This is a genomic window from Candidatus Planktophila sp., assembly GCF_044232745.1.
GTDB lineage: Bacteria > Actinomycetota > Actinomycetes > Nanopelagicales > Nanopelagicaceae > Planktophila.
On sequence record NZ_JBIILI010000001.1, the window covers coordinates 170164 to 182533 of the forward strand.

Here is a 12370-nt window from a genome sequence, read left to right on the forward strand (position 1 = left end):
ATTTCTTAGATGTCGAAATACAGCTCAAACTCTGCTGGGTGTGGACGTAGTCGAACGTAGTCAACTTCTTCCTTACGCTTAAATGCGATCCATGTGTCAATAAGATCCTTGGCAAATACTCCGCCCTTTGTTAAGAACTCATTGTCCTTTTCTAGGTTGTTAAGAACTTCATCTAATGAACCAGGGACTTGAGGAATAGCTGCTGCCTCTGCTCCTTCTAGCTCGTAGAGATCCTTATCAACTGGGGCAGGTGGTTCGATCTTGTTCAAGATTCCATCAAGGCCAGCCATCAGCATTGCTGCGAACGCTAAGTACGGGTTTGATGATGGATCTGGGCAACGGAACTCAATGCGCTTTGCCTTTGGATTGGATCCTGTAATTGGGATACGGATACAAGCTGAACGGTTACGTGCTGAGTACACAAGGTTTACAGGTGCTTCATATCCTGGAACTAAACGACGGTATGAGTTAACTGTTGGGTTTGTAAATGCTAGAAGAGATGGTGCATGCTTAAGCAGACCACCGATGTACCAACGTGCCATGTCTGAAAGATCGCCGTATGTGCCTTCTTCGAAGAACAGTGGCTTGCCATCTTTCCATAGTGATTGGTGTACGTGCATACCTGAACCGTTATCTCCAAAGAGTGGCTTAGGCATAAACGTTGCAGTCTTGCCACCCTGCCATGCAGTGTTACGAATGACGTACTTGAACTTCATGACGTCATCGCCTGCGCTCAGGATGTCTGTGAAGCGGTAGTTAATTTCCATCTGACCAGCAGTACCAACTTCGTGGTGTGAGCGCTCAACGAGTAGTCCAACCTTGCCAAGTTGCATAACCATTTCATCGCGAAGATCTGCGAATTGATCTGTTGGAGACACTGGGAAGTATCCGCCCTTTACACGAGTGCGGTATCCGCGGTTAGGTGTTCCATCAGCATCGTATTCAACACCAGTGTTCCAAGCGCCTTCATACGATTCGATCTCGTGAACAGCTGAGTTAATTGTTGTCTTGAAGCGCACGCTATCGAAAACATAAAATTCTGCTTCTGGTGCGAAGAATGCTGTGTCAGCAAATCCAAGTGAGCGCATGTACTCAACAGCCTTTGCAACAACACCACGCGGATCACGGCTGTATGGTGTGTTATCTACTGGATTGTGAACAGAGAAAATAATGATCAGAGTTTTCTCTTTACGGTACGGATCCAAGTATGCAGATTCTGGAACCGGTAAAAGTTTCATATCTGATTCGTTAATTGTTTGGAATCCACGGATAGATGAACCGTCAAACATCAGGCCATCTGTAAAAACCGCTTCATCAAATGATTCAACAGGTACGTTGAAGTGGTGCTGAATTCCAGGCAAGTCGGTAAAGCGGACATCAACAAGCTTGACATCCTCTTTCTTGATGTAGGCAAAGATTTCTGCTGCGTTCTTAAACATGCTTCTCCCAATTTCACATGTGATGCGCTAAATCTCTCATCATTGAGCCTTGCGCGCTTTGAGTAGTTGAACCCTAGGTCCATACGGTGAAATTGACATAACCCGCCTGTTAAATCCATGTTACGTCTTGAGCGATACCCAGTTACCCTTGCCACATGAGCTTTCAATTTACGCGTGTGGGCCTTGGGCGCCGGTTTGCGGCACTGATGGTCGATTGGCTGGCCTGCTATTTCATCGTGGCGGCCTCGGCCGGTGGGTTGGGGGCAATGGCCCCAAATCGTTCATGGACTGTACTTGCCCTTTTTTTCGCTGAAATAGCAATTTTGTCGGCGCTCCAAGGAGCGACATTAGGGCACAGATTGTTTGGCATAAAGATTGTGCGATTCGCTGACGGTGGAGCGATTACTCCATTGCAAGCACTGATTCGATCAGCGCTGTTAGTGACAGTAATTTTCGCAATTACCTTTGACGAAAATGGAAGAGGAATGCACGAGCGATTCAGCGGCTCTGTTCTAACAAGAAGCTAAAGAATGTGTTTGAACGTTAGCGACTTTTTGGTGCTCGCGTAGGCATCGGACCTTTTGGAATTGGCATAGACATGCCACCAACAGCCTTTAGGCGTGCACGAACTTCTCGCATCTGGTGAGCAGACAATTTCTTTGGAAGACGACGCATGTGACGTTGAAGTTTACGAATCGGCACACGACCTTCTTCGTTACCTATAAGAATTTCAATCACTGGGACGCCAGGTGCAAATCGTTCAGCTTTTTTCTTTTCATCAGAGATCATCTGTCGAACCGAATTCGAACCTTCGCCAGCCAATACAATCCCAGCTCGACCAACGCTGCGATGAACCATGTCTTGATTACGGGCCACTGCCACTGCTGGTGTCGTAGTCCATCCCTTACGAATAGACATCAACACACTGGCACCGGCACCAATTTGTCCTTCAATTGATGCGTAAGCCGCTGTTCCAGCTTGTCGTGTAAAAAACAAAAGAGTCAGAAGTGCTGCAATTGGGAAGAAGATAAAGGCAAAGTAGAAAGGATGGCCAAGTGCGGCACCAATGCCGATTCCTATAGCCCATGAAGCTAGAAAAATGCCGGCCAGGGCTAATGGAATCCACGGTTTAACCTGCTTTGTTACCTTGTAAGCATCGCGGAAGGTTTGAAAGCGTGGGGTCTTTATCTTCTTCTCTTTACCTTTTTTCTTAAACATATTCTTAGTTTAGTGGGGCAGGAGCGGTTCCACCAAGGCGAACTGGCGCCCAACGTTGGCCCACATGGCTATCAGGGTACTTTTCTTGGACATCACGCAACATTTGGATCATCACTTCGCGCAAATGCGTCTCGGCAACTTCGATATCTGTATCTCGAGAATAGGTAATGGGCTCACCGAAGGACACAGAGACAGGGATTTTGCCTCTCTTCAAACTTGGCTTTACGCCCTTCGTATAGACGCGCTGACCACCCCACACAATTGTTGGGACCACAGGAACTCCGGCACCGATTGCCAATCGGACGGCACCAGATTTCAATCCTTTAATCTCAAAGCTGGTAGAGATTGTTCCCTCAGGGAAGATGCCAATGATTTCTCCAGCTTTAAGTGCGCGCAGTGCTGCAACAAATGATGCAGACCCATTGCTTCGGTCAACATTGATGTGATGCATTCCGCGCAACAAGGGACCAGCTAATTTGTTATCGAACAACTCTTTTTTTGCCATAAATCGCACGTATCGGTTTGCTGGTAAGGCCGCTGTTCCCGCGAGTGCGAAATCTAGATAGCTCGTGTGATTGATAGCAAGGATTGCGCCACCCTTGCGAGGAACGTTGTCTTGTCCTTGAAAATCAAAATTAAAACCTAAATATTTCCAGAAACTCTTTACTAGAACAATTACTGGGGGATATACCAGATCAGCCACGAGCCGCCTTCTTTTCCATAGCTTGCTTGTACAAACGCCCAGCACGGTATGAAGAGCGAACAAGCGGTCCACTCATCACGCCCAAGAAACCAATCTCTTCTGCCTCTTGCGCAAGTTCAACAAATTCCTGTGGCTTGACCCAGCGTTCTACCGGGTGATGCTTATTGGTGGGACGTAAATATTGTGTAATCGTGATCAGATCGCAGCCAGCGCTGTGTAGATCAATAAGGGCTTGTGATACCTCTTCGCGAGTTTCGCCAAGACCCAAGATTAAGTTGGATTTAGTGATTAGCCCAAAATCCTGAGACATTCTCAAAACGCGCAATGACTTTTCGTAGGTGAAGGCTGGGCGTATTTGCTTGAAAATGCGTGGCACGGTTTCCAGATTATGCGCAAAAACTTCAGGTTTAGTTTCAAATATCGGATTTAGTAAGTCTGGATTAGCGTTGAAATCCGGCGCTAGCATTTCCACACCAGTTCCGGGGTTTAGTTCGTGAACCTTACGAATTGTTTCGGCATAGAGCCATGATCCTTCATCTTCTAGATCATCTCGTGTTACGCCGGTGATAGTCGCATAGCGAAGCCCCATAGTCTTTACAGACATAGCCACCTTGAACGGTTCGGCGCGATCGATTGCTAATGGTTTTCCGGTATCGATATTGCAAAAATCGCAACGGCGGGTACAGCGATCTCCACCAATTAAGAAAGTTGCTTCTTTGTCTTCCCAACATTCAAAAATGTTCGGGCAAGCCGCTTCTTGGCAAACGGTATGTAAGCCTTCTGATTTAACTAAGCCATGTAGACGGGTGTATTCCGGACCCATATTTGCACGAGTCTTAATCCATTCTGGCTTTCGTTCAATTGGTGTTTCTGCATTGCGAGCTTCGATACGAAGAAGTTTGCGACCCTCTGGTGCCATCGTCATATGCTCACCTTTTTCAATGATTCAAATACATGTCGTTCTACAAGTGGTGCTACTTCATCAATTGTAATTGATCGTCCCAGTTCTATTTCTAGAGATGTGACATCGGCATCGGTTATCCCACATGGAACAATTTGCCCGAAAGCAGTCAGATCAGGATTCACATTCAAGGCAAAACCATGCATGGTCACACCCTTGGCCACACGAATACCAATCGCAGCAATTTTTCTATCACCTTGTGAATCTTGGATCCAAACCCCTGACCGGCCGTCAACTCGTACTGCGGCAAGACCTAAGTCTTCACACACCAAAATTAGGGCTGCTTCAATTTCGCGGACAAAGCCAACGAGCTCGGTTGGCTTTTGTAATCTGACAATTGGATATCCAACGAGCTGACCAGGGCCATGCCAGGTTATGCGGCCTCCGCGATCAACATCAATAACGGGGGTCCCATCGTTAGGTCGTTCGGCGGCATCAGTACGCCTACCCGCTGTGTAAACAGAAGGATGTTCTAGTAAAAGCAAAGTGTTGGGACGAGAGCCGGAGACAACTTCCTCATGAACGGTACGTTGTATATCCCAAGCCTTTTGATAATCAACTAACCCTGAACGCGAGAGCGCAATCACTGCATTAGGGGGAGTCGCTACAACTGGCACACCAATAGCCTAAAGGTAGGCTTGCCTCCTTACCAATTCACGGTCGAAAGGTCTCATTTAGTGTCCTCCACATCAGTTCAGAAGAGTCGCCGCCCACTTGCCTACGCATTACTGATCATTTTCTTGTGGTTTGGCGCTAGCGGTGTTTTTGGTCCTCTTTTTGGCAAGCTGTCAACGGTCCAAGAGAATGACAATTCAGCCTTTTTGCCTGACAGTGCAGAGTCAACCCAAGCAGCAAAGATAATTGAAAAGTTTAATCAGGACCAAAATCAGAATCTACCGACTTTGGTTCTGTATGTCGGAGAAGTAGATCAATCCAAAATTGCAGCACTAAATGCGCATCTTGCACAACTTGGTTCAAAGAAGATTGGTGACACTGATGTTGCGATCGGAAAATACTTAACTGAGAATGAGCAAATCTTTGCTTTCCCTTCACAAGATGGCAAAGCCCTTTTAGTTAACCTGCCATTTAAATCAGAAATTGCTACCGATCTGTTACCGAACAACAAACCTGCTTTACCTGAAGTGATAGAAACGCTGCGCGAAGATTCGGCAGAATTTGCTAAGAGCGTGGGATTGGTTTCAAATGTCACCGGAATTGGTGCGTTACTCGGCGACTTATTCGGAGCTTTTGAAGGAATTGACTCGTCGTTGCTGTTGACGACACTAGGAGTCGTTGCGCTCATTTTGATCGTTGTTTACCGTTCGCCAGTTCTTTGGATATTGCCATTATTTTCTGCAGTTATTGCTCTTTCAACTGCCGGCGGTCTTGTTTATCTGCTTACGAAAAATAACATTATTGATCTCAATGGTCAGTCGCAAGGAATCTTGTCGGTGCTTGTGCTTGGTGCAGCAACTGATTACGCGCTTCTTTTGATTTCGCGTTATCGAGAAGAGTTGCACCATCAAGATCATCCCGCTCAGGCCATGAAAGCTGCCTTGAAAGGTGTCTTTGAGCCAATCGTTGCCTCTGGTGCAACAGTAATTTCTGCGCTGCTGGTTTTGTTACTCAGCGACCTTTCCGGAAACCGTGGCTTAGGACCTGTTGGTGCAATTGGTATTGCAGCAGCCGTCATTACGATTCTGACTTTGTTGCCTGCACTATTAATTCTTTTTGGACGTTGGGTTTTTTGGCCGCGTATCCCTAGAAATGATGATGTGAATTCTCAACTGACGGGCACGTGGGCAAAAATTGGTAGTGCAGTTGAGAAACGTCCCCGCAAACTGTGGATCATTACCGCTGTACTACTTTCGGTCTTGGCTGGTTTTTCCACAACACTAAACGCTAGGGGATTATCAACAGCTGATGCTTTCACCCAACGCCCTGATTCCGTCGTGGGTCTTGAACGTTTGGGCGAGCATTTCCCTGGGGGATCGGGTCAGCCAACGGAATTGATTGTTCCAGTAACACTTGTGGACTCAGTTTCAGCGGCGTTAAAAGAGGTTGAAGGCGTTTCATCGGTTGAGCCGTTGAGAATGTCACCAATCATTCCTGGACAAGAACTCTCTGAAGTCAAGATTGTTGATGGCTTGGTTGTCTTAAATGCAACCCTGTCTCTAAACCCAGATTCAGTCGAAGCGCGAGAAATCATTCCCGTTATTCGTGAAGCGGTTCATGCAATAGATCCAAAAATTCTAGTTGGTGGCAGCACAGCGGTTGCCTACGACACCGATGTGTCCGCAAATCGCGATAATCGCACCATCATCCCAATTGTTTTGGTACTGATCACCTTAATTCTTGGCCTACTTCTGCGAAGTATTGTGTCAGCAGCTTTGCTCTTGGGAACCGTGGTCTTATCATTCTTCGCAACACTCGGTGCATGCCAACTAGTGTTTGAGCATATTTTTGGCTTCAAGGGGGCAGATACCTCATTCCCATTGTTCGCATTTATTTTCTTGGTGGCGTTAGGTATTGATTACAACATCTTCTTGATGACACGTGTTCGAGAAGAAAGTGCGAAGATCGGAACTCGTGCCGGAGTAATCAAGGGTTTAACTGTGACAGGTGGAGTGATTACCTCGGCTGGAATTGTTTTGGCCGCGACATTTGGAGTATTGGGAGTTCTACCACTGGTTTTCTTGGCCGAACTTGGATTCGCTGTGGCGTTCGGTGTACTTCTTGATACTTTGATTGTTCGAACAATTTTGGTACCTGCACTTGTTCACGATATTGGTGGAAAAGTTTGGTGGCCTTCGAAGTTACAGAATAGTTAGAAACGTTCATGGTCTCGCTGGCTATTTACTACTTCTCATTACGGAAGTGAGCTGACTATTAAATCTGACTTTCTGGTTGTCGGCGCAGGTTTAGCAGGAATTAATGCCGCAATAACGCTGCAAGCTGCAGGTGCGACAGTAACCCTGATTGAGTCTTCTGATCGTGCTGGTGGTCGGGTCGCCCATGATGTAATCGATGGGTTTATCTGCGACCGTGGGTTCCAATTGATAAACGCACAATATCCGGCATTGCAACAACTGGATGTGATCAATGAACTAGATTTCATTGAGGCACCACGAGTCGTAGAGGTATCACTTGGCGATCGGCGTCATGCAATTGGTGATCCTCGACAAGTACCGTGGACAGCATTAGATAAAGCAACTGGCACGATTCCTGAAAAGATTGCCTTGCTGCGATTTATTGCAGTCAAGCCGAAGCCAGGCCAATCGATTGGTCAAGCGTTGCGAAGCACTGGTACGACGTACCTTCGTGTTTTACGTCCATTTTTACAGGGAGTTTTCTTAACTGATCCAGATAATGTTGATGCTGTTTATGGACACTCAATTATCAAAAGCTTTGTTAATGGAAAACCTGGCGTCCCGCGCAAAGGTGTTGGCGAACTTCCTAATGCTCTTGTAAAGAGAATTCAAAAAGTTGTTTATGAAACACAAGTTGATCGGATCGAACTAAATTCGGTTCATACTAACAACGGCACATACACAGCAGATAAGATTTTGATCGCAACGGATGCAACCACGGCTACTCAGTTGCTTGGTTTGCCTGAAGTTGCACGCATGGCTGGATGCATTACTTGGTATCACGCCGTAACGCACAATCCTTCAGGAACTGGACGCTTAGTAGTTGATGGTCAAAAGCGTGGACCAATAATCAATAGTGTGGTCATGTCAGATATTTCCAGAAGCTATGCACCGGTTGGCCAGCATCTTGTTTCTACAACAACAGATTTAAGTGTGACCGAGTCCGATGTGCGGCGCCACTTAGCAATTGTGTGGGGAAGCAGTACTCATGATTGGCAGTTCATAGCAAAGTATGAAATTCCTGCAGCGTTACCAATTCAGAATGTTGGTAGGGCCTTATCTCACGCCTTAAAGATCAACGATCATCATTACGTAGCTGGAGATCACCGAACTGTTCCTTCACAACAAGGCGCGCTTTTTTCAGGCCGCCTTGCAGCTCAATTAATGCTCGACTAGCGCACTAAGGGCTTCGGAGATGTGTGGGTAATCCCAGGTAAAGCCAGCCTCTTGTAAAACATGTGGAATAACACGTTTTGACCCGAGTACCTCTGAAGAAAATCCACCTAACGCAATCTTTAATGCGATTGCCGGTGCTGGAAATACTGCAGGTCGATGCATAGCTCGGGCAAGGGCCGAAGTGAATTCTTGATTTGTAACAGGATTTGGAGCAGTCAAATTCACTGGACCTGAAATTGGATTCTCTAAAGCGAAAACTATTGCACGGATTTGATCGTGCAAAGTGATCCATGACCACCATTGCTTTCCATTGCCCAATTTTCCGCCAAGACCTAAACGAAATAGCGGAAGCATTTTTCCAAGAGCCCCACCTGTCGGATCTAGAACAAGTCCAGTACGAATTTTAACGGTGCGTACTTCACCAGCAAGATCTGCAGCTGCTTCCCACTCGCGGCAAACAGCGGCCAAGAAATCGTCACCGGCGCGATCAGTTTCTACAACCGCGCGATTTCCGCTTTCTCCGTACCAACCAATTGCAGAGGCAGAGATAAATATCTGAGGCTTAAGTTCAGCGACTGCATGTGCGATAGCGGTGGTACCAAGCAACCTGGAGTTTAGAATTTCACTCTTATATTTTTTGTTCCAGCGCTTATCACCAACACCTACGCCTGCCAAATGAATGATGGCATCGACGCCGCGAAGTGGTTCAAGGTCCACAAAACCTGTTTGCGGATCCCACTGCACTTCATCGGATGAAACTGGTGCGCGACGAACAAGGCGTTGAACTGTATGGCCTTCACTTTTGAAATGACCAACAAGTGCGGTACCAATAAGTCCGGACGCACCCGTAATCGCAATCCGTTGTGGGACTGACATAACTAAATCAAAGTCCTAGATCTGACTCGAAAGCGCCACCTTCGAGGCGTTCTTTCAAAGTTACCAAGAAGCGTGCAGCATCTGCGCCATCTACGACTCGGTGATCATAAGAAAGGCCAAGATAAACCATGGAACGAATCGCAATGGTTTCTCCGCCATCTTCACCACGGACAACCATTGGGCGCTTAACAACTGCGCCTAAGCCAAGGATTGCAACCTGAGGTTGATTAATAATTGGAGTATCAAATAATGCTCCGCGGCTTCCTGTATTTGTTAACGTAAATGTGCCGCCACCTAATTCATCAGGAGTCACCTTGTTGTCGCGCGTACGAGCTGCAAGGTCTGCAATCTTTCGTGCGATTCCACCCATGTTGAGATCACCAGCGTTGGCTATTACCGGAACAAGCAGTCCTCGTTCGGTATCGACTGCAACGCCTAGATGTTCTGCTCCGTGATAAGTGATTTGATCGCCTTCAACAGAAGAGTTCAGAACTGGATGTTGCTTAAGTGCTTCACAAACCGCGACCGCAAAGAATGGAAGGAAGGAAAGCTTTACGCCTTCGCGTGCTTCAAAGCTTGCCTTTGAACGATCACGAAGACGTGCAATCTTTGTGACATCAACTTCAATGACAGTGGTTAATTGCGCGCTGACCTGAAGTGACTCGACCATACGTGCAGCGATAACTTTACGAAGTCGAGACATTGTCACTGTTGTTCCACGTAGAGGTGAGACAGCAACTACTGGAGGCCTAGCCGCACTTGGTGCGGATGCAACAGGCGCTGCTGCAACAGGCGCTATTGGACGAGCCAATGCTTCAACATCTTCACGACGAATTCTTCCGCCGATTCCTGTTCCGGTTACTTGTGCAAGATTGACACTAAGTTCAGATGCAAGTTTGCGAACTAAGGGGGTCACATATGCATCAGCAGGTTGCGAAACAGGTGTAGATACAACTTGTGCTGGAGCTACAGGCACGGCGACTGTAGCCACCGGTTGAACTGGAACCTGTGCCACTGGAGTGGATTTCACTGGCTCGGGCACTACAGGTGCAGCAACAGCGCCATTTGCAGAACCAATTAATCCAAGACGTGCACCAACTGGAACAGTTGTATCAACAGCAACATCAATAGCTAGAAGAGTTCCGGCAACTGGTGAAGGAATTTCGGTATCTACTTTGTCAGTTGAAACTTCAAGAAGTGCTTCATCGACGGCGACTGAGTCGCCAACATTTTTTAACCAACGAGTGACAGTTCCTTCTGAAACGCTCTCACCGAGAGCTGGCATGGTGATAACAGTTCCGGCACCCGTTGTTGCTGGAATAGCTGCAGCTGGAGGAGGAGTAACTGGCGCAGCAGGTGCTGGAGTTTCAACCACAGCGACTGGAGTCACTTGTTGAGCTGGAACCTGTGCCACTGGAGGATTTGATGTCTCTCCGGACACAGCGATGATCGCCAACTCTGCACCAACTGGAACAGTCTGATCAATCTGCACAACAATTTTTTGAAGTATTCCCGCAACTGGAGAAGGAATTTCTGTATCAACTTTGTCAGTCGATACTTCTAGCAGTGGTTCATCAACATTGACATGATCACCCTCGGCTTTTAACCAACGAGTGACTGTGCCTTCGCTAACGCTTTCGCCAAGTGCTGGCATCGTTACTGAAAATGTCATCTGTTTTCTCCTTGGTTATCCGTGTGCGTGTAGCGGTTTGCCGGCAAGAGCCATATGAGCTTCGCCCATTGCCTCTGACAGTGTTGGGTGTGCATGGATCAAAGGAGCCACATCGCTTGCACGTGCCTCCCAGTTATAAATCAATTCTGCTTCTGCTAACAATTCTCCAACTCGAGCACCAACCATATGGATTCCAAGAATCGGTCCATCCTTTTGAGCAATGAGTTTGATAGATCCTGCCGTGTTAAGAATTTGTGCTTTACCGTTACCGGCCAAGTCATAAGAAAGTTCTACAACATCATGACCACGCTTTTTTGCTTCGGCAGTTGTTAAACCAACTGAAGCAACCTCAGGATCAGAGTATGTAACACGTGGAATTCCATCGTAATTAATTGCACGGGGATTTAAGCCAGCAATCTCTTCAGCAACTAAAATACCTTCTGCAAAACCAACGTGAGCCAACTGCAAAGTGGGGATTAAGTCGCCGACAGCCCAGATTCCTGGCACATTTGTGCGGCACTTGTCATCGACTAGGACATAGCCGCGATCCATCGCGATTCCTTGCTCTTCATATCCAATATTGGAAGAAACCGGTCCACGTCCGACAGAGACCATCAGGATTTCGGCGGAAAAAGTTTTGCCATCTTCTAGAGTCACTGTCACACCATCTGCTGTCTTTACAGCAGATTGGAAACGAACTCCAAGTTCAAAGTTAATTCCGCGCTTACGGAATGCACGCTCTAGCTGCTTGCTCGATGATTCATCTTCAAGTGCGATCAAATGTGGCAAGCCCTCAATGATTGTGACCTCAGAACCAAAAGATTTCCATACTGATGCAAACTCACAACCGATGACACCGCCACCCAAAACGATGACACTCTTTGGAACATGGTTCATCTTGGTTCCATGATCAGAGGTAATAATTTTTTCGCCATCAATTTCTAGTCCTGGCAAAGTTTTTGCATATGATCCCGTTGCAAGAATTACGTTCTTGCCTGTGTAGCGGGTTCCGTTGACTTCGACAGTATCTTTTGCCACTAACTTTCCGTGGCCCTCGATAAAAGTAACTCCACGAGACTTGACTAAACCTGACAATCCTTTGTACAGCTTGTTGATGACGCCATCTTTGTAAGAATTAACGCCAGCCATATCAATGCCTTCAAATGTTGACTTAACTCCAAAGTGCGAACCATCTCGCGCACCATCTGCGATTTCAGCTGAATGCAGCAACGCTTTTGTAGGAATGCAGCCGCGGTGTAAACATGTACCGCCGACTTTGTCTGCTTCGATCAAGGCCACCGAAAGACCCAATTGCGAGCCGCGTAACGCTGCGGCATAACCCCCGCTGCCACCGCCTAGGATGACAAGATCAAATTGAGACAATGAACGGCTCCTCTCAAAGGCCCGTGCGGGCTAGGTGCCTATCTTGCCTCAAAGAGGGTCAAACCTCCCAAT

The 12370-nt window shown here is 47.1% G+C and carries 11 protein-coding genes; 3 read left to right on the forward strand and 8 right to left on the reverse strand.

Annotated elements, in window-relative coordinates:
* Positions 1–5: 5 nt before the first annotated feature.
* Positions 6–1439, reverse strand: coding sequence for a type I glutamate--ammonia ligase (gene glnA / locus AC9UGD_RS00885; RefSeq protein ID WP_509568260.1), 1434 nt, complete (start codon positions 1437–1439; stop codon positions 6–8).
* 155 nt (positions 1440–1594) lie between these two features.
* Between glnA and AC9UGD_RS00890 the strand changes: the two genes are divergently transcribed.
* Positions 1595–1966, forward strand: a complete 372-nt coding sequence (locus tag AC9UGD_RS00890; RefSeq protein WP_509568262.1) for an RDD family protein — start codon at positions 1595–1597, stop codon at positions 1964–1966.
* A 16-nt stretch (positions 1967–1982) separates the two neighbouring features.
* On the opposite strand, the gene AC9UGD_RS00895 is transcribed toward AC9UGD_RS00890, so the two are convergent.
* The 4 genes from AC9UGD_RS00895 to lipB are packed head-to-tail and all read right to left on the reverse strand — an operon-like array spanning position 1983 to position 4938.
* Positions 1983–2657: a DUF4191 domain-containing protein gene (locus tag AC9UGD_RS00895; RefSeq protein ID WP_509568264.1), complete on the reverse strand. Its 675-nt coding sequence runs from the start codon at positions 2655–2657 to the stop codon at positions 1983–1985.
* 4 nt (positions 2658–2661) lie between these two features.
* Positions 2662–3360: a lysophospholipid acyltransferase family protein gene (locus AC9UGD_RS00900; protein WP_509568266.1), complete on the reverse strand. Its 699-nt coding sequence runs from the start codon at positions 3358–3360 to the stop codon at positions 2662–2664.
* A complete protein-coding gene (lipA, locus tag AC9UGD_RS00905; protein ID WP_509568268.1) occupies positions 3353–4285 on the reverse strand; it encodes a lipoyl synthase in 933 nt (310 codons plus the stop codon). Before lipA ends, AC9UGD_RS00900 begins: the two co-directional genes overlap by 8 nt.
* On the reverse strand, positions 4282–4938 hold the full coding sequence (lipB, locus tag AC9UGD_RS00910) for a lipoyl(octanoyl) transferase LipB (RefSeq protein WP_509568270.1): 657 nt from the start codon (positions 4936–4938) through the stop codon (positions 4282–4284). Before lipB ends, lipA begins: the two co-directional genes overlap by 4 nt.
* A gap of 60 nt (positions 4939–4998) precedes the next feature.
* On the opposite strand from lipB, the gene AC9UGD_RS00915 reads away from it, so the two are divergent.
* Entirely contained in the window at positions 4999–7152 is a 2154-nt protein-coding gene (locus tag AC9UGD_RS00915) for an MMPL family transporter (protein ID WP_509568272.1), read from the forward strand.
* Positions 7153–7224: 72 nt separating this feature from the next.
* The gene (locus AC9UGD_RS00920; protein WP_509568586.1) at positions 7225–8367 is read left to right on the forward strand and encodes an FAD-dependent oxidoreductase; all 1143 of its coding nucleotides are present in this window, start codon (positions 7225–7227) and stop codon (positions 8365–8367) included.
* Here the strand turns inward: AC9UGD_RS00920 and AC9UGD_RS00925 are convergent.
* The 3 genes from AC9UGD_RS00925 to lpdA are packed head-to-tail and all read right to left on the reverse strand — an operon-like array spanning position 8353 to position 12298.
* The gene (locus tag AC9UGD_RS00925) at positions 8353–9243 is read right to left on the reverse strand and encodes a TIGR01777 family oxidoreductase (protein WP_509568274.1); all 891 of its coding nucleotides are present in this window, start codon (positions 9241–9243) and stop codon (positions 8353–8355) included. The two genes, AC9UGD_RS00920 and AC9UGD_RS00925, sit on opposite strands and share 15 nt — an antisense overlap.
* Before the next feature lie 7 nt (positions 9244–9250).
* Positions 9251–10915: a 2-oxoglutarate dehydrogenase, E2 component, dihydrolipoamide succinyltransferase gene (gene sucB / locus AC9UGD_RS00930; protein ID WP_509568275.1), complete on the reverse strand. Its 1665-nt coding sequence runs from the start codon at positions 10913–10915 to the stop codon at positions 9251–9253.
* A gap of 15 nt (positions 10916–10930) precedes the next feature.
* Complete coding sequence (gene lpdA, locus AC9UGD_RS00935) at positions 10931–12298, reverse strand: dihydrolipoyl dehydrogenase (RefSeq protein WP_509568277.1); 1368 nt, start codon at positions 12296–12298, stop codon at positions 10931–10933.
* Positions 12299–12370: the final 72 nt, after the last annotated feature.

Excerpts from the sequence above, each read along its gene's own strand:
- sucB (WP_509568275.1), bottom strand. The coding sequence starts at position 10,915 with ATGACATTTTCAGTAACGATGCCAGCACTTGGCGAAAGCGTTAGCGAA.
- glnA (WP_509568260.1), bottom strand. The coding sequence starts at position 1,439 with ATGTTTAAGAACGCAGCAGAAATCTTTGCCTACATCAAGAAAGAGGAT.
- AC9UGD_RS00890 (WP_509568262.1), top strand. The coding sequence starts at position 1,595 with ATGAGCTTTCAATTTACGCGTGTGGGCCTTGGGCGCCGGTTTGCGGCA.
- AC9UGD_RS00895 (WP_509568264.1), bottom strand. The coding sequence starts at position 2,657 with ATGTTTAAGAAAAAAGGTAAAGAGAAGAAGATAAAGACCCCACGCTTT.
- AC9UGD_RS00925 (WP_509568274.1), bottom strand. The coding sequence starts at position 9,243 with ATGTCAGTCCCACAACGGATTGCGATTACGGGTGCGTCCGGACTTATT.
- lipA (WP_509568268.1), bottom strand. The coding sequence starts at position 4,285 with ATGACGATGGCACCAGAGGGTCGCAAACTTCTTCGTATCGAAGCTCGC.